Source organism: Bacillus sp. FSL M7-0791, assembly GCF_038627085.1.
In the GTDB taxonomy this organism is placed as follows: Bacteria; Bacillota; Bacilli; order Bacillales; family Bacillaceae; genus Bacillus; species Bacillus safensis.
This window is the reverse complement of the sequence record NZ_CP152022.1, coordinates 2,003,718-2,024,133: the sequence shown is the minus strand read 5'-3', so window position 1 is coordinate 2,024,133 and position 20,416 is coordinate 2,003,718. Positions and strand designations below refer to the sequence as shown.

General features: G+C 41.8%; 21 protein-coding genes. 18 read left to right on the top strand and 3 right to left on the bottom strand.

Annotation, left to right across the window (positions count from 1 at the left end):
* The first annotated feature begins 10 nt into the window (after positions 1 to 10).
* Complete coding sequence (ypjB, locus tag MHI08_RS10235) at positions 11 to 814, top strand: sporulation protein YpjB (RefSeq protein ID WP_342499611.1); 804 nt, start codon at positions 11 to 13, stop codon at positions 812 to 814.
* 30 nt (positions 815 to 844) lie between these two features.
* On the opposite strand, the gene MHI08_RS10230 is transcribed toward ypjB, so the two are convergent.
* Positions 845 to 1,717: a YitT family protein gene (locus MHI08_RS10230; RefSeq protein ID WP_024422789.1), complete on the bottom strand. Its 873-nt coding sequence runs from the start codon at positions 1,715 to 1,717 to the stop codon at positions 845 to 847.
* A gap of 137 nt (positions 1,718 to 1,854) precedes the next feature.
* Here MHI08_RS10230 and MHI08_RS10225 point away from each other — a divergent pair, with 137 nt between their 5' ends.
* The 17 genes from MHI08_RS10225 to MHI08_RS10145 all read left to right on the top strand — a co-directional run bounded on the left by MHI08_RS10225 (position 1,855) and on the right by MHI08_RS10145 (position 16,807).
* Positions 1,855 to 2,190, top strand: a complete 336-nt coding sequence (locus MHI08_RS10225; protein WP_024422788.1) for a nucleotide pyrophosphohydrolase — start codon at positions 1,855 to 1,857, stop codon at positions 2,188 to 2,190.
* Positions 2,191 to 2,195: 5 nt separating this feature from the next.
* The gene (gene dapB / locus MHI08_RS10220; RefSeq protein WP_342499610.1) at positions 2,196 to 2,999 is read left to right on the top strand and encodes a 4-hydroxy-tetrahydrodipicolinate reductase; all 804 of its coding nucleotides are present in this window, start codon (positions 2,196 to 2,198) and stop codon (positions 2,997 to 2,999) included.
* Positions 3,000 to 3,016: 17 nt separating this feature from the next.
* Entirely contained in the window at positions 3,017 to 3,436 is a 420-nt protein-coding gene (gene mgsA, locus MHI08_RS10215) for a methylglyoxal synthase (protein ID WP_024422786.1), read from the top strand.
* Positions 3,423 to 4,127 carry a bacillithiol biosynthesis deacetylase BshB1 gene (gene bshB1 / locus MHI08_RS10210; protein WP_024422785.1) on the top strand — a complete coding sequence of 235 codons (705 nt, stop codon included), beginning with the start codon at positions 3,423 to 3,425 and terminating at the stop codon, positions 4,125 to 4,127. Before mgsA ends, bshB1 begins: the two co-directional genes overlap by 14 nt.
* A gap of 2 nt (positions 4,128 to 4,129) precedes the next feature.
* Positions 4,130 to 5,275, top strand: coding sequence for an N-acetyl-alpha-D-glucosaminyl L-malate synthase BshA (gene bshA, locus MHI08_RS10205; RefSeq protein ID WP_342499609.1), 1,146 nt, complete (start codon positions 4,130 to 4,132; stop codon positions 5,273 to 5,275).
* Positions 5,268 to 6,470 carry a CCA tRNA nucleotidyltransferase gene (locus tag MHI08_RS10200; protein WP_024428104.1) on the top strand — a complete coding sequence of 401 codons (1,203 nt, stop codon included), beginning with the start codon at positions 5,268 to 5,270 and terminating at the stop codon, positions 6,468 to 6,470. The genes bshA and MHI08_RS10200 overlap by 8 nt, the downstream gene beginning before the upstream one ends.
* A complete protein-coding gene (locus MHI08_RS10195) occupies positions 6,443 to 7,426 on the top strand; it encodes a biotin--[acetyl-CoA-carboxylase] ligase (RefSeq protein WP_025093069.1) in 984 nt (327 codons plus the stop codon). Before MHI08_RS10200 ends, MHI08_RS10195 begins: the two co-directional genes overlap by 28 nt.
* A gap of 197 nt (positions 7,427 to 7,623) precedes the next feature.
* A complete protein-coding gene (panB, locus tag MHI08_RS10190; RefSeq protein ID WP_024422781.1) occupies positions 7,624 to 8,463 on the top strand; it encodes a 3-methyl-2-oxobutanoate hydroxymethyltransferase in 840 nt (279 codons plus the stop codon).
* Positions 8,460 to 9,326 carry a pantoate--beta-alanine ligase gene (gene panC / locus MHI08_RS10185; RefSeq protein WP_342499608.1) on the top strand — a complete coding sequence of 289 codons (867 nt, stop codon included), beginning with the start codon at positions 8,460 to 8,462 and terminating at the stop codon, positions 9,324 to 9,326. Before panB ends, panC begins: the two co-directional genes overlap by 4 nt.
* Positions 9,319 to 9,702 carry an aspartate 1-decarboxylase gene (gene panD / locus MHI08_RS10180; protein WP_024422780.1) on the top strand — a complete coding sequence of 128 codons (384 nt, stop codon included), beginning with the start codon at positions 9,319 to 9,321 and terminating at the stop codon, positions 9,700 to 9,702. Before panC ends, panD begins: the two co-directional genes overlap by 8 nt.
* A 113-nt stretch (positions 9,703 to 9,815) precedes the next feature.
* A complete protein-coding gene (dinG, locus tag MHI08_RS10175) occupies positions 9,816 to 12,608 on the top strand; it encodes an ATP-dependent DNA helicase DinG (protein WP_342499607.1) in 2,793 nt (930 codons plus the stop codon).
* Positions 12,609 to 12,740: 132 nt separating this feature from the next.
* Positions 12,741 to 12,911: a YpmA family protein gene (locus MHI08_RS10170; RefSeq protein WP_065214698.1), complete on the top strand. Its 171-nt coding sequence runs from the start codon at positions 12,741 to 12,743 to the stop codon at positions 12,909 to 12,911.
* Between the two features lie 12 nt (positions 12,912 to 12,923).
* Positions 12,924 to 13,409, top strand: coding sequence for a cell wall elongation/penicillin-binding protein regulator TseB (gene tseB, locus MHI08_RS10165; protein ID WP_024422779.1), 486 nt, complete (start codon positions 12,924 to 12,926; stop codon positions 13,407 to 13,409).
* A gap of 115 nt (positions 13,410 to 13,524) precedes the next feature.
* Positions 13,525 to 14,817, top strand: a complete 1,293-nt coding sequence (asnS, locus tag MHI08_RS10160; RefSeq protein WP_024428109.1) for an asparagine--tRNA ligase — start codon at positions 13,525 to 13,527, stop codon at positions 14,815 to 14,817.
* Between the two features lie 99 nt (positions 14,818 to 14,916).
* Positions 14,917 to 15,621, top strand: coding sequence for a DnaD domain-containing protein (locus MHI08_RS10155; RefSeq protein ID WP_024422777.1), 705 nt, complete (start codon positions 14,917 to 14,919; stop codon positions 15,619 to 15,621).
* A gap of 17 nt (positions 15,622 to 15,638) precedes the next feature.
* On the top strand, positions 15,639 to 16,301 hold the full coding sequence (gene nth / locus MHI08_RS10150) for an endonuclease III (RefSeq protein ID WP_024422776.1): 663 nt from the start codon (positions 15,639 to 15,641) through the stop codon (positions 16,299 to 16,301).
* Complete coding sequence (locus tag MHI08_RS10145; protein ID WP_342499606.1) at positions 16,298 to 16,807, top strand: YpoC family protein; 510 nt, start codon at positions 16,298 to 16,300, stop codon at positions 16,805 to 16,807. The genes nth and MHI08_RS10145 overlap by 4 nt, the downstream gene beginning before the upstream one ends.
* 241 nt (positions 16,808 to 17,048) lie before the next feature.
* Here the strand turns inward: MHI08_RS10145 and MHI08_RS10140 are convergent, their stop codons facing one another.
* Positions 17,049 to 19,757 (bottom strand): PBP1A family penicillin-binding protein, encoded by a 2,709-nt coding sequence (locus MHI08_RS10140; protein ID WP_342499605.1) that lies wholly within the window; start codon positions 19,755 to 19,757, stop codon positions 17,049 to 17,051.
* 19 nt (positions 19,758 to 19,776) lie between these two features.
* The gene (recU, locus tag MHI08_RS10135; RefSeq protein WP_024428112.1) at positions 19,777 to 20,412 is read right to left on the bottom strand and encodes a Holliday junction resolvase RecU; all 636 of its coding nucleotides are present in this window, start codon (positions 20,410 to 20,412) and stop codon (positions 19,777 to 19,779) included.
* Between the last annotated feature and the right edge of the window lie 4 nt (positions 20,413 to 20,416).

Genomic DNA, 20,416 nt, shown 5'->3' with positions numbered 1-20,416 from the left:
AGGGACTTGCATGAAACGAAAGCCAATCGCGATGATTCTATTATTTTTTCTCGTATTACAGCCAGCAGTTGTCAAAGGTGAGGAAACAGCTGCTAACACGCTGCAAGAATTAACGGAACTATCAGATTCCATCTTTCAATTAACGAGACAAGCTAAATATGATGAGGCGTTACAAGTCGCATTGTATGTTGAAAAGACATTTAAAGCTGAGAATTGGCGTGGAACTTTGACGAATACGCAGATTCGGCAAATTACACTTGGCTATCAAGATATGATAAAAGGGCTGCCGCAGGAAGAATTGAATGAGCGCGAAAAGCTTCGTTATGCCTCTCAATTTAGAATGCTGCTTGATGCGATCCAGTCGGATTCTGAGCCTCTTTGGGGTTCGCTGGAGAAGCCTATTATGGGCTCTTTTCCTACTTTGAAAAAAGAAGTAAAAGATCCAGAATCGACGACATTTTATGAAACTTGGAATGAGCTGGTTTCTTTATACGATATGATCTATCCAAGTTTAACCATTGATATTTCGCCTGAAAAGCTGCAGACGATTAAGCAGCACATGGAAGTGATTGAGCAAGGTGAATTTTTAAAAGCATCAAGTGGGACAAAGCTTGAACGTCTCACGAAGCTGGAAGAGGATTTATCGAGTGTGTTTGCTCACGTCGATGAAGATGAAGCGGATCCATCGCTTTTATGGGTCATCATAACAACCGGGAGTATCATTTTATTAACGTTAACGTATGTTGGATTTCGGAAATATCGTGCAGAAAAAGAAAAGAAGCAAAAACGTCAGGCTGATTATCCTAAATCATAAAAAAAGAAGCCCAAAACTGGTGCTTCTTTTTTAATGTGGATTGAGCGGCTTTTTGTGTTCATCTAATGTAAAGCCTTCACCGAGTACATCATGCACGTCACTGACAGATACAAACGCATGAGGATCGACTGAGGTCACGACGCTTTTAAGGTGGACAAGCTCGTTTTTCGGAACGACGCAATAAAGAACGTTGCGCTCCTGTTTCGTATAGGAACCGACCCCTTTTAAGATGGTGACACCGCGCTCCATTTCATCCGTGATTTTCTTTTGAATGATGTCATCTTTTTCAGAGATAATCATGGCGCCTTTGGCAGCGTAAGCGCCTTCTTGCATGAAGTCAATGACCTTCGCAGCAACAAACACTGCGACAAGTGTATACATCGCTTCTTTATAATTTAAGTAGGTCAGAGAGATGGTAATGACGCATGCGTCGAAGATGAACATTGTTCGTCCCATTGCCACCTGATAATGCTTGTTGATCAGTCTTGCAATGATGTCCACACCGCCTGTTGTACCGCCGAATTTAAATATGATTCCGAGGCCTGTTCCGATAAATACACCTGCAAAGAGGGCGGCTAAGGCTAAATCGTGCTGGAGAGGCATATGTATTTGAAAGCGCTGGAAGATGGCAAGAAAGACAGAAAGACTCACTGTTCCTACAATTGTATAAGTAAACATCGTTCTGCCGAGCATTTTCCAGCCTATAAAAAAGATCGGAATGTTTAAGACAAGGTTTGAAATAGATGGGTCAATGTGAAATAGAAAATATAAAAGCAGTGTAATACCTGTAAATCCGCCTTCCGCCAAATTGTTCTGCATATTAAAATGAACAAGACCGAAAGAAAAAATCGCAGATCCTATTAAAATAAATACGATATTTTTAAGACGAATTTCTTTTAGCAAGAGACCACTCCTTTTTTTGCTTAGACAGCGATAATATTATATGGTATGGGAGAGAAACAAGCAAACTGAGTCTTAAACATTTGTCAAATATTTATGATTTCGCTAACATGTAAGAGATGGATAGGAGGATGAGCTTCATGACGAAAGAAAAAACGCTGCGTCACGTGCAGCAAGAAGTAGATGATTACATAGGACAATTTAAAGAAGGCTATTTCAGCCCGCTTGCCATGATGGCCCGCCTGACAGAAGAATTAGGGGAGCTGGCAAGAGAGGTTAACCATTACTATGGAGAAAAGCCGAAAAAAACAACGGAAACAGAAAAAAGCATGGAAGAAGAAATTGGCGATGTTTTGTTTGTGTTAACATGCCTTGCTAATTCACTTGATATTTCACTAGAAGAAGCACATGATCGTGTGATGCATAAATTCAACACAAGAGATAAAGACCGCTGGACGAAAAAAGAAGGGAAGTAGAGACGATGACGAACGAAACCATCAAAGTAGTAATCGCTGGAGCAAGAGGAAGAATGGGGATAGAGGCTGTGAAGCTGGCGGAAGAAACAGGCCATTTTGAGCTGGTGGCAGCACTTGATCACGCGCATGAAGGAAAAAAATTATCTGATGTGATTCATACGACATCTCATGCGCCAATTTATACGGATATTGATGTGTGTCTTTCAGAAACAACACCAGATGTATTAATTGATTTAACAACACCAGAAATCGGGAAAGTACATACAAAAAAAGCACTTGAACATGGCGTGCGTCCAGTCGTCGGAACAACTGGATTTTCAGAAGATGACCTAAAAGAGCTTCAGCAATTAACAGAAGAAAAGGGCATAGGCTGTATTATTGCACCAAACTTTGCTGTCGGTGCGGTCTTAATGATGAAATTTGCCAAAATGGCAGCGAATTATTTTCCTGACGTTGAAATCATTGAGCTTCACCATGATAAAAAACTAGATGCCCCAAGCGGTACGGGCTTAAAAACGGCTGAAATGATTGCAGAAGTAAGAGAAAGCAAAAAGCAGGGACATCCAGAAGAGAAAGAATTAATCGAAGGTGCACGAGGAGCAGATTATGATGGTATCCGTCTGCACAGCGTGAGACTTCCTGGCATGATTGCACATCAAGAAGTGCTGTTTGGAATGGACGGACAGACGCTCACCATTCGTCATGATTCTTTTAACCGTGCATCCTTTATGTCAGGCGTGAAGCTTTCAGTAGAGCAGGTCATGCACATTGATCAGCTCGTTTATGGTTTAGAAAATATCATCGACTAATAAGGAGTGGATTCCTGATGAACATTGCTTTAATCGCTCATGATAAGAAAAAAAGTGACATGATTCAGTTTACCACTGCGTACCGTGATATTTTGGCAGATCATACACTTTACGCAACAGGGACAACAGGTTTGAGAGTGAAAGAAGCGACGGGGCTTCCCATTCATCGTTTCCAATCAGGACCACTTGGGGGAGATCAGCAGATCGGTGCTTTAATTGCTGATAATGCAATGGATCTTGTGCTCTTTTTTAGAGACCCGCTAACTGCGCAGCCGCATGAACCGGATGTATCTGCACTCATCCGGCTTTGCGATGTGTATACCATTCCATTAGCCACCAATATGGGAACTGCTGAAATTTTAGTCAGGAATTTAAATAAAGGTACGTTTGATTTTCGAGATGTAGCAAAAAACGGAGGAACAAATGAAACGACTTGATATCCTTGCATTCGGTGCCCATAGCGATGATGTAGAGATCGGAATGGGCGGAACGATTGCAAAATACGTAAAAAAAGGGGCGCGTGTCGGGATTTGCGACTTGACCCAGGCCGAATTATCTTCAAATGGAACAGTAGAGAGCCGCAAAGAAGAAGCAAAAGCCGCCGCCGCTATTTTAGGTGTCAGAGCGAGAATCCAGCTTACACTGCCAGATAGAGGGCTTTATCTAAACGACGAAGCGATGAAGGAAATTGCGGGCGTGATTCGAACTTACAAACCGAAACTGATTTTCGCTCCGTACCACCAAGATCGGCATCCAGATCATGGCCATGCGGGCTCACTTGTAGAAGAGGCCGCTTTTTCTGCAGGTATACATAAATTTGAAGATTCATACAAGCAGCCAGCGCATAAAATAAGCCAAATGTATTATTACATGATTAATGGGCACCATCGTCCAGATTTTGTGATCGATATTTCTGAGGAAATGCACCAAAAAATTGATAGCCTGCATGCGTATAAAAGCCAATTTGTTAAATCGGCAAACTCAGTAGAGACACCTCTTGTGAACGGTTATATTGATTTTGTCAAAATGAGAGAGTCTATGTATGGAAGAGAAGTCAACAAAGCTTATGCAGAAGGGTTTATCACAAAGAAACCACTTTTGTTGGACGATGACTTACTTGGGGGGTAATTATGAAAAAACTGAAGGTCGGAATTACTTGTTATCCAAGTGTCGGCGGCTCAGGCATTATAGCCACGGAGCTTGGAAAACGTTTAGCTGAAAAAGGGCACGATGTTCATTTCATTACCTCTAGCATTCCGTTTAGGCTTAATAAAGTATATCCGAATATTTATTTTCATGAGGTGGATGTGAATCAATATGCAGTATTTCAATATCCGCCTTATGACCTTGCGCTGGCAAGTAAATTGGCAGAAGTCGCAAAACGAGAAAAGCTTGATATTATTCACGCGCATTATGCAGTCCCGCACGCTGTCTGTGCGTTTCTAGCCAAACAAATGACTGGACACTCTGTGAAAGTCGTTACGACGCTTCATGGAACGGATATTACGGTTTTAGGCTATGATCCATCATTAAAAGAAGTGATTCGGTTTGCCATCGAATCATCGGATCGCGTAACAGCGGTATCGCATTCATTAGTTGCGCAGACATACGATCTCATTAAACCAGATAAAAAGATTGATACGATTCATAATTTTGTAGATGAACGGGTGTATTTGCGTGAAGATCACGATTTGCTAAAGACACATTATGGTCTTTTACCGAACGAAAAGGTCATCATTCATGTATCAAACTTTCGAAAGGTGAAACGGGTACATGACGTGATTCATGTGTTTCAAAAGATTGCTGAACAGGTGCAGGCAAAGCTGCTGCTCATTGGTGATGGTCCTGAGAAATCGGTTGTATGTGAACTCGTGAAAAAATTAGGACTGACAGACCGCGTGTTGTTTTTAGGCAAGCAAGAGAAGGTTGAGGAGCTATATTCAATAAGTGATTTGAAGCTGCTTCTTTCAGAGAAGGAGAGCTTTGGGCTTGTGCTTCTTGAAGCAATGGCGTGCGGTGTTCCTTGTATCGGTACGGATGTCGGCGGTATTCCAGAGGTCATTACACATGGAGAAACAGGGTTTCTTGTCCCGCTCGGCGATATAGACGGAGCAGCAAAGCACGCAGTGTCTCTGCTGAAAGACGAAGCGCTTCATGAAAAAGTGTCAGCGGCAGCTCAGTCTAGTGTTCAGGCTCATTTCTCCTCTGATAAGATTGTGAGTGAATATGAGAAGCTTTACCTAGAATTGATCGAAGGTGATGATGAAGATGAATGAACCATTCACACATGCGATCCCTATATTACATACACTGCACGAACATGGGCATCAGGCTTACTTTGTCGGGGGAGCGGTGAGAGATGTTCTATTAGGGCGGGAAATCGGTGATATCGATATTGCGACAGATGCAACACCTGATAAGGTTGAGTCTTTATTTGAAAAAACAGTAGATGTCGGTAAGGAGCATGGCACTGTCATTGTGTTGCATGATGGTGTCAGCTATGAGGTCACGACGTTTCGAACGGAATCAGAATATGAAGATTTTCGCAGACCGAAAGAAGTGGCGTTTATCACGTCGCTGAAGGAAGATCTTTTAAGAAGAGATTTAACGATTAATGCGATGGCCATGGATATAAATGGGGAAATCATTGACCATGTAGGTGGTAAACAGGATATTAAGCGGAAACGAATTCAAACCGTAGGAGATCCTGCGTGCCGCTTTCAAGAAGATGCGCTTCGCATGATGAGAGCTGTCCGTTTTTTAAGCCAGCTTGGCTTTGAGCTCGCTGATGAGACGGCTGAAGCAATGAAAAAGGATAAGCATCTGCTTGCCAATATATCAGTTGAGCGCAAAAAGATTGAAATGGAGAAGCTTTTAAAAGGCCGTCATTGTGAGCAGGCCATTCAAGTACTCATTTCAACCAAATTATATGAAGAATTGCCAGGTCTCAAAGAGGAGCGTCTTCATGAATCCTTTCAAGCCTTTCCATATTACTTACTGGATGGACTAGAAGAGGTATGGGGGGCTTGCATCCATTTGCTCGGCCTAGATGAAGCGGAGGCTGCGGCCTTCTTAAAAGAATGGAAGCTGTCAACCAAGCTTTTGAAAGAAGCAGTAGCCATTAGTAAATACGTTGATTGTGACTGGGATGCGGAAAACATGTTTGAAGCTGGTGAACACGTGCTCTTATCTAGTTTGAAGATCACACAGCTAAAACATGAGCGCCGCATTTTCTTTGATGAGCTGGAGGCAGCGAAGCGTTCTTATGATGCACTGCCGATTAAAAAGCTCCAAGACCTCGCTGTTTCAGGAAAAGATTTAATGGCCTTTCGGCAAAAGACGTCTGGGAAATGGATTGCAGAGGAGCTCAATTTTGTGAAAAAAGCCGTTTTGCAAAACCGTTTAGAAAACCGAAAAGAAGCCATAGAGGAGTGGCTTAAAGCATGCGATCCGCAATTAGAAAACGATTAATTGAACTATTTACAGCATCCAGTGAGGATTTTGTCTCAAGTCAGCAGATTTGTGATGAACTTGGCTGCTCCCGAACAGCTGTGTGGAAGCATATGGAGGACTTGCGAAAAGAGGGGTATGAGGTAGAAGCAGTTAGAAGAAAAGGATACCGTCTGCTTCGTAAACCGGACAAAATTAGTGAGGACGAAATTCTGTTTGGTCTTGAAACAGAGAGCTTCGGCAGGCATATTTACTTTCAGAAAGAAGTCGCTTCAACTCAGCTGATTGCCCATGATCTTGTCAATGAAGGTGCGCCCCACGGCACAATCGTTGTGAGTGATCATCAGACAAACGGAAAAGGGCGTCTTCAAAGAACGTGGCATTCACCAAACGGGACAGGCATTTGGATGAGTCTCATTCTCCGGCCTGAAATTCCGCTGCATAAAGCGCCGCAAATGACGCTTTTGGCATCTGTAGCCATCGCAGAAGCGATTGCGCAGCAAACAGGACTCAGTCCATCTATTAAATGGCCAAACGATATTTTGTTGAATGGAAAAAAGGTCGTTGGCATTCTGACTGAATTAAAAGCAGAAGCTGACCAAGTTCATGCGGTTATTATTGGACCGGGCATAAATGTGAACCAAACAGCTGATGACTTCCCGGATGACCTAAAGGATGTCGCCACAAGTCTGCGGATGGAACTGAATGAAAAAGTGGATCGCGCTGCACTTATACAACAGATCATGTCCACTTTTGAAAAAAGATATGATGATTATATGAAGCAAGGGTTTGCGCCCATTAAACAATTATGGGAATCGTTTGCGATGACGATCGGTCAACATATTGTTGCCCGCACCGTCAATGGGCAATATACGGGGAAGGCGCTTGGCATCAATGAAGAAGGTGTTTTATTGCTTGAAACGGAGGACGGTATCCAAAAAATCTACTCCGCAGACATTGAGATCAAGTCAACTTGAGTGGAACACCCGGCACATTTTTGATATACTTCGTGTGGGCAGTATCTGCAAAGAACTGTACCTGTTAGGAATAAAAATTCGATAAATTTCTGCCTTGATCCTAAGGGACTTGGACAGAGGGATGATTCGCCGCACATGAGAAATTAAAGCATGTGATGTGAGGCAAGCCATCTCCTCTCCAGAATGAGGAGGAACAAATGAAGACAAAGCTAGATTTTTTCAAAATGAAAGAACAAAACGAACCTATTGTGATGCTGACCGCATACGACTATCCAGCTGCAAAGCAAGCGGAAAAAGCGGAAGTCGACATGATCTTAGTTGGTGATTCACTTGGGATGGTTGTACTTGGACTAGATTCTACAGTTCAAGTCACGATGGATGATATGATCCATCACACAAAAGCAGTGAAAAGAGGCGCAAAAGACACATTTGTTGTGACTGATATGCCATTTATGTCTTACCATTATTCGTTAGAAGAAACAATGAAAAATGCTGCACGCATCATGCAAGAAAGTGGTGCCGATGCCTTAAAGCTAGAAGGCGGAGACGGAGTATTTGAATCCATTCAAGCTTTAACAAGAGGCGGAATTCCTGTCGTCAGTCATTTAGGCCTCACACCTCAATCAGTTGGTGTACTTGGCGGGTATAAAGTGCAAGGAAAAGACCACGAAAGTGCTCAAAAATTGATTGAAGACAGCTTGAAATGTGAGGAAGCCGGCGCAATCGCTCTTGTGCTGGAATGCGTACCTGGCGAACTGACAAAACGAATTACCGACATGCTGAAGATTCCTGTGATCGGAATTGGTGCAGGAGCTGAGGCAGACGGACAAGTTCTCGTTTACCATGATGTGGTAGGATACGGGGTGTCTAGAACACCTAAGTTTGTGAAACAATACGCGCAAATTGATACTGTTTTAGAAGAAGCGCTCATTCAATATACAAAAGAAGTAAAAGCACGCACATTTCCAGAGGACATGCACACGTTTCATATCAAAGAAGAAGTCCTTGATGGCTTATATGGGGGAATCAAAAAATGAACGTTGTCACCCATATTCACGAGCTAAAAGAATTAATCAAGCAGCATCAAGAAAAACAGCATTCCATCGGCTTTGTCCCAACGATGGGTTTTCTTCATGAAGGACATCTGACGCTTGCGAAAGAGGCAAGAAGTCAAAATGACATTGTCGTGATGAGTATTTTTGTCAATCCTTTGCAATTTGGACCAAATGAAGACTTTGAATCCTATCCAAGGGATATGGAAAGAGACCAGCGTCTGGCAGAAGCAGCAGGGGTGGATATTTTATTTACACCTGATGTGAAGGAAATGTACCAAAATGAACCATCTATTACGATGACGGTTCAAAAGCGGACAGATGTCTTATGCGGAAAAAAACGTCCAGGACATTTTGACGGCGTTGTCACTGTGCTCACAAAGCTGTTTCATCTTGTGTCACCAACAAATGTCTACTTTGGACTAAAGGATGCACAGCAAGTCGCTGTGATCGATGCGATGATCAAGGATTTCTTCTTTGGTCTTCACCTTGTATCTGTACCGACAGTCAGAGAAGAAGACGGCTTAGCGAAAAGCTCAAGGAATGTGTACTTGTCAGAAAAAGAAAGACAAGAAGCACCCGCTTTATACCGCGCATTAAAAAAAGGACGGTCAGCTGTTGAAAACGGTGAACGTGATGTCAGTCGTGTGTATCAGCTGATTGAAGAGGAACTTGTTCAGACGTGCGGAGAAATAGATTATATTGAGATCTATTCATATCCAGAACTTGAGCCGCTTCAGCAGTTAGCAGGTCAAGTCATTATGGCGGTTGCGGTGAAATTCTCACGGGCAAGACTGATTGATAATGTGATTTTCCATGTTCCTGAAAGCGGTGAAAAACATGTATAGAACCTTTATGACATCTAAGCTTCATAAAGCAACGGTAACAGAAGCAAACTTACATTATGTAGGAAGTATTACGATTGACGAAGATTTACTTGATGCGGCAGGTATGATGGCAAATGAGAAAGTACAAATTGTCAATAATCATAATGGCGCAAGACTTGAAACATATATTATTCCCGGCGAAAGAAAGAGCGGTGTCATTTGTCTAAATGGGGCGGCGGCGAGACTCGTTCAGCCAGGGGATGAAGTCATTATTATCGCTTATGGGATGCTGTCAGAAGAAGAAGCTAAGACACATACACCAAAAGTGGTCGTGTTAAATAAACAAAATCAAATTGAACAAATGATTGGGCAAGAGCCTGCGAGAACGATTTTATAACGCAGGCTCCGTGGAAACAGAACAGTTTCAGAACAGAGGCTGTTCTGTTTCATCTATTTTGTCCAGAGCGTGTTTCACTTCAGGGTGAAACGAGGAATTGAGGTGTCCATTTTATGACCGATCAAAGGTTTGTTGTCGTTGATATTGAAACCACCGGGAATTCACCTAAAAAGGGTGATAAAATCATTCAAATAGCTGCGGTGGTCATTGAAAATGGACAAATTGTCGAACGGTATTCAAAATATGTGAACCCGGGAAAAGCAATCCCAGGATTTATTGAACAGCTGACAGGCATTCAGCAGCACATGGTTGACGATGCGGTGTTTTTTGAGGACATTGCCCAAGAGGTGTATGATCTCATACAGGGTGCTTATTTTGTTGCGCACAATGTTCATTTTGACTTGAATTTTTTAAATGATGAACTAAAAGCATGCGGGAAACATGAGCTGGATGTGCTAGCAATTGATACAGTTGAGATCTCTAGAATTCTTTATCCTGAGCTTGAAGGTTATAAGCTCACTGAATTAAGTGAAGAGCTCATGCTTCCACATGACCACCCGCATAGGGCGGATAGTGATGCGGAAGTTACTGCCATGTTATTTTTAACTTTATTACATCAATTAAAACATACACCGAAAAATGTGCTGAAGCAGCTGCGCAGATTATCCTCTTATCTCCTAAGTGATATAGGACTTTTAATTAAGCAGCTTGAAACAAGCCATGCTAGCTGGGAAGATTCTTTAGTGGAAGTCGGCTCTTTTGCTGTAAAAGATGTCACCAATCCTATCAGCAGGGCGACACATTCAGTAAGTGAAGATGATGAACAGCTGTTTGAGGAAATCAAAAAGAAGCTTCCGCAAACGGTAGAAGGCTATGAGGTAAGAGAAGGCCAGCTTACGATGATGAATAAAGTGAGAGACGTGTTTCATGAAAGAGCTTATGCATTAATTGAAGCGGCACCGGGTATTGGGAAAACGCTCGCTTACCTCATCCCAGCTGCTCTAGAAGCGAGGAAATCAGGAAAACCTGTCATTATTAGTACATATTCCATACTTTTGCAGCAGCAAATGCTTCAGCGCGATGTGCCGATGTTGAATCAATTGCTTCCGTTTGAGCCTGCTGCCTGTGTATTTAAAGGTCGGGCGCATTACATTTGTTTAGATAAGTTTGAGCATGTGCTTCATGAGGAAGATGATAACTATGATGTCGTCTTAACGAAGGCGCAAATTTTAATGTGGCTCCTTGTAACAGAAACAGGTGATTTATCTGAACTGAATTTACCGTCAGGAGCTGCCAATATAAAAGACCGCATTTCTTGTGTGCATATGCCGTTTACATCGAAAAAGCGCCGTTTTAAAGAGTATTGCTTTTATGAGCGCGCCAAAAAAAGGGCAAGAACAGCTGATTTAATTTTAACGAATCATCGTCTGCTTTTATCGCAAACGGAGGCATCGTCTATCTTTCAGCATGCTGACGTATATGTGATAGACGAAGCCCATCAATTTGAGAAAACAGCAAATGAAACACTAGGGGATAGTGCGTCTTATATCCAGCTTCACGCGAAATTAACGCAGCTTGGCTCCTTGCAAGGCGGACTGTTAAAGAAACTGAAAAAGAGATTTCATCATGCAGGGTTACAGACAGACACCTTTATTGAAATGGATGAGTATCTCAATCAGCTTCAAATAGAAAGTGACGCTTTCTTTAGCACCGTCCATTCATTTGTGAAAAGGACAAAACCAAAAGCCGACATCAATCGTCTCATTCATAGAGTACGTCATCATTCAAAGCATGCTCAGTGGAAACGGATTAAAGAAACGGCAAGTAAGCTTTGTTCCTTGTTAATTGCTTGTGAGAAACTGTATGAACAGCAAAAAAATGAGCTTCTTCAAAAAAGTGATCAGCTGACAGAACACTTTGCCTTTGAAGCAGAGGAATACGACCAAGTCATGTCGTTTATGCATACTTTTTGCAGTACACTGTACCGATTTATCTTTGAACCGAAAAACGATGAAACGGTTTGGATTGAAATTGATGCAAAAGGTGCCAAAAACGCAGTCTTTATGCATGCACAGCCGTTAGATACTGGGGAGCTTTTGGCTGATCGTTTCTTTATGAACAAAAAGAGTGTTGTCCTCACATCAGGGACACTCACCATCAATCACCGCTTTGATTATTGCTTGGAACGGTTTGGCCTGCAAGATTTTTACCCTCATCTTGTGCAAATTGATTCACCTTTTGAACTTGAAAAACAGCTTAAGGTCATTGTTCCAGCAGACATGCCGCCGATTACGAACCGTGATGAACGAGATTATGTAAAGCAGGCTGCGCAATATATTAAGGTTATGGAAAAGCAGCAGCATGCAAAAATATTGGTTTTGTTTAATTCACATGAGATGTTAAAAGCAGTCTATGAAGAGCTAAAAACAGAAGGGATGCAGTCAGCCCTTTTTGCTCAAGGTTTGACAGGCGGAAGCCCTGTAAAATTAACGAAAATGTTCAAATTAGCAAAACAAGCCATTTTACTTGGTACGGGTAGTTTTTGGGAAGGTGTTGATTTTCCGGGCTCAGAGCTGACAACAGTCATCATGGCACGTCTTCCGTTCAGGCCGCCTGATTCTCCTCTCATTGAAGCCAAATGTGATGCAGCTAAAAAACAAGGGAAGAATCCGTTTAAAGCGGTCGCTTTACCAGAAGCTGTGTTAACCTTTAAGCAAGGAGCTGGACGCTTGCTGCGCTCTGAAAAAGACATAGGCACATTGCTGATTTTAGACCGCCGAGTGAAAACAGCTTCATATGGAAAACTATTTTTAGAATCACTCCCTCATGCGCCGGTTCACGAGATGTCAAAAGAGTCACTTGAGGCGTATATAGAAAACCTTAACAACGAAAAGCCGCTGTCATAAGCGGCCTTTAGCTGGTGTGGGTTTGGAGTTAATTTATCGTAACGGCTTTTTATGTTCCGTTGTAAAAATAGTATCGGTTCCCGTGCAGAAAAGTATGACTAACAATATTTACGTACCGAGGAGGAATTAGAAGTGGAAAGTAAAATAGAGGTACTTTCAACTGTTCAAATTAAGCATTCAGAAGACCTATACAAAATCGTTGATTTATTGAACAGAACGCTTAAAAGAGAAGATCTCATGTTTGGATTAGCATTAGATCAAGAAGACCAAAATCAAGCGGTATTTACGATATATCGCACATAGGGGAAGCTTGACATGAAAAAAATAGTCTGGATTATTTCATCTGTAGTGGCTCTCGTTCTGCTTATTGGCATCATCAGCTTTACGTGGATTTATCAAATTGCCATGGGACAAAGAGAACAAGGGCATGAAGCAGCGATCGAACGAGCAAAAGAACAAGCAAACATCGTACAAGTGGAGCAAGTGGAAACCTTTGTCGGGAAAGAAAAACAATTTATTGTTGAAGGGAAAAACAAACAGAATGAAACGACCTACGTTTGGGTTCCTGCCAGCAAAAAAGAAAAAGTGATCGCAAAAAAAGCAAAAGAAGGCATTACCTCGAATCAAGCAGTACAAGCCGTTCAAAAGGAGAACACGGTCTCTAAGCTAAAAGAAGTCAAATTAGCGAGAGAAGGTGACGTACTTCTTTGGGAAGTGACATACTTAAATGAAAACAATCAATATAGCTTCAGCTATGTCGACTTCTCGACAGGACACGTGGAAAAAAATTTAACACCGTAGTTTCTCCTGTCTTGCGTTGACCATGCTGATTTAGAACGGTTATAATAAAATGTATGAAAAAAGATTCACACCTGCCAAATAGGTGAGTTTCTTTCTGGCTTTGGAGGGAATTATGTTGAAAACAACGATTAATCAAGTGTTCAAACACGTTGATCAAGAAGTAACCATCGGCGCGTGGATTGCCAATAAACGTTCAAGCGGAAAAATTGCATTTTTGCAGCTGCGTGACGGGACAGGCTTTATTCAAGGAGTCGTAGTAAAAGCAGAAGTGGAAGAGGAAGTCTTTAAGCTTGCGAAATCAGTCACACAAGAAACATCTGTCTATGTAACAGGTCAAGTGACAAAAGATGAGCGTTCACCGCTAGGTTTTGAATTGCAAGTGAAATCCATTGAAGTGATTCATGAAGCGACAGATTATCCAATTACACCAAAAGAGCATGGAACAGAATTCTTAATGGATCACCGTCATTTATGGCTTCGTTCTAAAAAACAGCATGCCATTATGAAAATCCGTAACGAAATTATTCGTGCTACATATGAATACTTCCATCAAGAAGGTTTCGTGAAAGTAGATCCGCCAATTTTAACTGGAAGTGCACCTGAAGGCACAACGGAACTGTTTGCTACGAAATATTTTGATGAAGATGCATACCTTTCTCAAAGTGGCCAGCTTTACATGGAAGCTGCAGCAATGGCACTCGGAAAAGTATTCTCATTTGGCCCAACATTTAGAGCTGAAAAATCTAAAACAAAACGTCATTTAATTGAGTTTTGGATGATCGAGCCGGAGATGGCTTTTGTCGAATTCAATGAAAACCTTGAGTATCAAGAAAATTATGTGTCTCATGTTGTGCAAAGTGTACTTGAAAACTGTAAAGTGGAGCTGCAAACGCTAGGCCGTGATACAGCAAAATTAGAAAATATCAAAGCACCATTCCCGCGCATCACTTACGATGAAGCGATTAAATTCTTGCAGGAAAAAGGCTTTGATGATATCGAATGGGGAGATGACTTCGGAGCGCCTCACGAAACTGCGATCGCCGAAAGCTATGATAAACCAGTGTTTATCACTCATTACCCAACATCATTAAAACCGTTTTATATGCAGCCAGCACCGGATCGTGAAGATGTTGTCCTTTGTGCAGACTTGATTGCACCAGAAGGCTACGGAGAGATTATTGGCGGTTCTGAGCGTGTTCATGATTTAGAGCTTCTTGAAGCAAGATTGAAAGAACATGGGCTTGATCAGGAAACTTACAAATGGTATACAGAATTAAGACAATACGGTTCTGTACCGCATTCAGGTTTTGGTCTTGGGCTTGAACGTACAGTTGCTTGGATTAGCGGAGCGCCGCATGTGCGTGAAACCATTCCTTTCCCAAGATTATTAAACCGTTTATACCCTTAAGACGTGAAAGCCTCCAACAAATGGAGGCTTTTTCAAACGTCTTTTTAGAGAGGCACGTGAAATAAAACGTGATATACTTAAAGTGAAGAGGTGTATCCGATGAATAGGCAGCAATTTATTAATATGCAGCAAATGGGGTCGACAAGTTTGCCTAATTTGCTGATTGCTCATTATGAGCAGTTAGGACTGAATGAATCACAGATGATGGTGATGCTCAAAATTAAAATGAATGAAGAACAAGGCGTTTTCTTTCAAACATTTGAAGAGCTTTCTCAAGGGATGACCATTTCAGCGGAAGAGTGCGCGTATATGGTTCAGCATCTGATTCAAAAAGGATTTATCTCGATTCAGCCATTTGAAGACAGGTCTGGTATTCAGCATGACCGTTACTCAGTAGAACCTTTATGGGGCGTGCTGTATGACTTTTTAGAAACAAAACAGGCGAAAGAAGTTCAAAAACAACAGGTGCAGGCTGAAAAATCTTTATATGCTTTATTTGAAGATGAATTCGGCAGACCGCTGTCACCTCTTGAAGGAGAAACACTTTCGATCTGGATGGATCAAGACCATCATGATGCTGAGATGATTCGGCTAGCACTAAGAGAAGCCGTTTTATCAGGGAAATTAAATTTCCGTTATATTGATCGAATTTTATTTGAGTGGAAAAAGAAAGGGCTGAAAACAGCGAAAGAAGCAAAAGAACATAGCCAGCACTTCCGTTCTCAGCAGAAAACGCCACCTTCAAACGAAGAGACGTCCACTTATAAACGACAAGTTCCTTTTTATAATTGGCTGGAACAATAACCAATAAAGGAGAAGGCATGTTATCAAAAAAACAAATCAATGAGTGTTTAGATATTATAGGAGATATGTTTCCAGAGGCTGAGTGTGAGCTTGTTCATGCCAATCCATTTGAGCTTGTGATTGCTGTTGCGCTCTCTGCTCAATGTACGGACGTGCTTGTAAACAAGGTCACCAAAACGTTATTTCAAAAATATAAAACACCAGAAGACTATTTAAGTGTACCGCTTGAAGAACTCCAGCAAGATATTCGCTCGATTGGTCTTTATCGAAATAAGGCTAAAAACATTCAAAAGTTGAGCAAAATGCTGATTGAAGAATATGGCGGTGAAGTACCAAAGGACCGGGACGAGCTTGTTAAGCTTCCTGGGGTTGGCCGGAAAACAGCAAATGTCGTCGTTTCAGTCGCTTTTGGGGTACCGGCAATAGCAGTAGATACACATGTAGAACGAGTCAGCAAGCGTCTAGGCATCTGCCGCTGGAAGGATTCTGTGCTTGAAGTAGAGCAAACCTTGATGAAAAAGGTGCCAAAAGAAGATTGGTCTGTGACGCATCACCGTCTGATCTTTTTTGGGAGATATCATTGTAAGGCGCAGCGGCCGCAGTGCGAATCATGTCCACTTCTTGATATGTGCAGAGAAGGGCAGAAGAGGCTGAAAAAAGGATTGGTGAAGCTGGCATGAGCGGGGCAGCTGTTTTCACCTCATATGTCGAAAAGCTAAAAGAAAAAAAGGTAGAGATTAAAGGTGATCGAGTAGATATACTGAGAGCCAATCCGCTCGCATATGATCTATCTTCAAAAGTTTTAACAGACGAGTTTCCATGGCAGGAAACGGAAGAATTTGTTCCTGCGATGTTTGAGCTGTGGGACGAATTAAAAGAAAAAATGCTTCCTCGTTTCCAAACAAGAAAATCCCGCTGTGAAGAAGATGATATGCTGCAAGGAATCGTCAGTATGATTGCGATGTTTTACTGGATCAAAGGGGAGAGTGTCCAAACGTTTGAATGGGAACATATCAAGCAAGAGACATTTCCTGTTGCTCCGATTAATTGGACGGAACGTTTAGAGTTCATTTTGCTAAAACCAACTCAATATCACTGCTTTATTCAATTGGACGAGCTATACACGGAATTAAAAAAGCAGTATGGAAAATATGAAGCACTTAAGAAAATCAGACAGCAGCGTTAAAAAAAGCACTTGCCATAGGAGGCAAGTGCTTTCAAGCGTGTAGACAAACCCTCGCATTCGTTGTCAGTCCTGCGCTCCGGTGCTCACGAATGTTAAATTCGCTCCGCTCCGATGCTCGTCCTTCCTAGACTGCAAAGGTTTTCTATCACGCTGAAAAGAAGACAAAGGGCTAAAATAAAGATCATTTTAGCCCTTTGTCAACAATCTTAAAGCACTTGCCAAGGAGGCAAGTGCTTTTTCATTATTCATCTTCTTTTAGAGAAGTAGCATTTGATTGCGAATTGGAACTTTGAGAGTTGGCTTTCTCATCATCTTTCTTTTTATCTTTATTATCAGTTTGCGAGTTGCTGTTCCCATTTGTACTGTCTGAGCCATTTTCTGAAGAACCATTATTTCCGTTTTCTGTATTTCCACCTTGGTCCTGATCCTTATCTTGATCTTTTTTGTCATCAGGCTTTTGCTCATCAGTGCCAGGGGGCTGATTTTTGTTATCGTCTGTTTGGTCTGTCTGTTCGTCGTCAGGCTTCTGCGGTTCTTCTTCTTCTTTATTCTCATCATCCGCTTTTTCTTCCTCATCTGCGTCATCCTTAATGGTGAGGAAGGTAGAAGCCGCTTTACTCGTGACATCATCTACAGTGGCTGTCACTTGGAATTTATAAGTGGAGCCAGGCTTCACATCAGAGATGACCGCTTCTTTAGCAGAGCTGTTTTGAATATCTTTATAGCCGCCATTATCAACTGCTTGCTTGACATTAAATGTAGCATCAGCGTCGTCAGAATAGCCCCAAGTCAGTGTGATGGATTTTTTCTCTTCATCATACACCGCTTTTAAGTCAGAAGGCTTATCGGCTTCTTTTTTCTCAAAAGTGTCAGACACTTTTGTTGGAACCGTACCTTTTACAAAGTATTCTGTTGTCTTCTTGTCACTTGGTGTATTCGGTCCGGCTAATTTTGCAGGATCGGATCCTTTTTCAACCGTAGCTTCAACGACACTGTCTGGTTTTTCAAATGAGCCGCTTCCATCATCAATTTGAGAAATTAATCGCTGGAAGACAATTTTGGCAACACGCTGCTCGTTTTCATTCAGCCATACTTTGCCGTCTGCATCTTTTGAATTACCGATTCCAGTCCAAACGGCTGCTGTGTATTGTGGAGTATAACCGACAAACCACGAATCTTTCGCACCGCCAGAAGGGATATTGTGTTTATTAATAACATCTTGTGTGAAGTTCGTTGTACCTGTTTTACCAGCTACTTGAACGTTCGGTACTTGTGCAAGTGTACCAGTACCAGATTGGACAGCAGTTTTCAGCATATCTGTAATCATAAATGCTGTGTAATCACTCATTGCTGCTTTTGAGTCCGGCGTAAGGTCAAGCTTTGTCCCATCATTAAATTCAACAGATGTAACAGCGTGCGGTTCATTATAGTATCCGTTATTACCGAATGCACTAAATGCTCCAGCCATCTTCAGGGAGGAGACACCATCGTCAAATCCACCGATTGAGTAGGACTCTGGAATGTCAGAAGGTAAGTCCATACCTAAGTTATTAGCGAATTGAACGGCATTGTCTGTACCAGCTTCTTGGAAAGCTTTTAGGGCAGGAATGTTACGTGATTGTGCCAAAGCACTTCTCATCGACATTTTCCCTAAGTGTCTTCTGTCAAAGTTATTAATCGGCGTACCGTTTGAGTACGTATACGGTGCATCATCAATTTGCTGATATGTTGACCATTTTTTGTTTTCAATGACTGGGCCGTAATCTAAGATCGGTTTGATTGTGGAGCCTGGCTGGCGTTTAGCATCCGTCGCATAGTTAAAGCCGCCGGCTGGTACATCACGTCCACCGCCAATGGCGCGAATTTCACCATTTTTCGTATCAAGCAGGGTCACACCCGCCTGCATCCCTTTCGTAAATCCAACTGAATCTCCATTGATGATATCATTTAGATGATCCTGTGCATTTCGATCAAGGGAAGTATAGATTTTTAATCCATCAGTTGATGCATCCACTTTGGCTTTTTTCTGTACTTCTTCCATCACTTCTTCAATGTAGGCAGAGTACTTACTAGAGTTTTGGCTCTTATATTTACTAGCTGAAACAACTGTCTTGCTGACAGGGGTTGCTTTTGCAACGTCATATTCTTTTTCTGAAATGTAGCCTTGTTTTTTCATAAGGCTTAAAACGATATTACGGCGTTTTTCCGCTGCCTCGGGATGTTTCACTGGGTTATAGGCAGAAGGACTCTGCGGCATACCTGCAAGTGTAGCAGCTTGTGCAACGGTTAGTTTATTTAAATCTGTGACTCCGAAAAATTGTTCAGCTGCTTTCCCAACTCCATAAGCATAAGGAGAGAAGAAAATCCGGTTTAAATACATTTCTAAAATTTCATCTTTAGAGTATTTTTGCTCAAGCTGAATCGAGAGCCATACTTCCTGTACTTTCCGTTTTAACGTCTTTTGATTGGTTAGGAGGGAGTTTTTCACAACCTGCTGTGTAATGGTACTTCCGCCTTCAGCACCAAAGCCGTCCTCAACGTTTGCGACAAGGGCACCGCCGATACGGATTGGATCAATCCCGTGGTGCTTATAAAAACGTGCATCTTCAGTCGCAATAAATGCGTCTTTTACCACATCGGGTATATCTTTTATCGAGACATACGTTCTTTTTTCTGCACCAACTTCTGCAAACACTTTCTTGTCTTTATCATAAAGCTTTGAAGAGTATGGTGTTTTAAGCTTACTATCATCAATAGAAGGAGCGCTTGATGCAAAAACGGCAAAAGTTGTGATTCCGGCAACTAAACAAAGTAGACCGATCACGAGTAAAGATAAAAATATTTTTTTAAATAGACCTGCTTTCTTTTTGCCTTTTTTGTTCTTTTGCTTCTTATTGTTAACTTGACTTGCTTTACGTCGCTGTTCACGACTTGTAAATTGATCAGACATCACATCTCAACCTTTCGTGTTAAACCTTTTTCGAACGTAATTGCTGATTGCTTTCATCCGAAAAATGAAGTGTCTCCACTACTTTAATATAATCAATTCTTGGCGAATATCCAAGTGTCATTATGTGGCCAGCTTCCATTAATTCGTCTTTGCTAATGGATTTACGGCCGTTTTTCTTCTGCCGCTCCCAGAAGTAAAAGAGATCTGAAGCGGGCAAATAATAAACGGAGCCAAAAGCGGATATAATAACGAAACAAATGCCGCCTTGCTTTTCAACCTGTTTCATATGCTCAATTTGATGGTCGTGGAAATTTTTGAGCGGAAACGAGGTAGTGCTTTTGGTTTCCTTTGCTTCAAAATCGATATAGCGGCCTTTGTACACCCCGTTATAGTCTGTTGTGGATGATTGTTTAAAATAGGCTTCTTTAATGACAGCAGCACTTCTTTTTGGGTAATCCACATTCACAATTTGAACTGGGGTAGGCTTTTTATGAATGACTGCGATCCCGTTGACCAAATAGTATTGGTTCGTTTCATTTAAATCAGCCTCAAGCGTCATCCCGCGGTTACTATAAGAGGATTCGCCGCTGATTCTTTTTTTTGTCCCAATTTGTTGAATGGGCTGATACGATTTTCCGTTTGGATACCGAATCATCAAG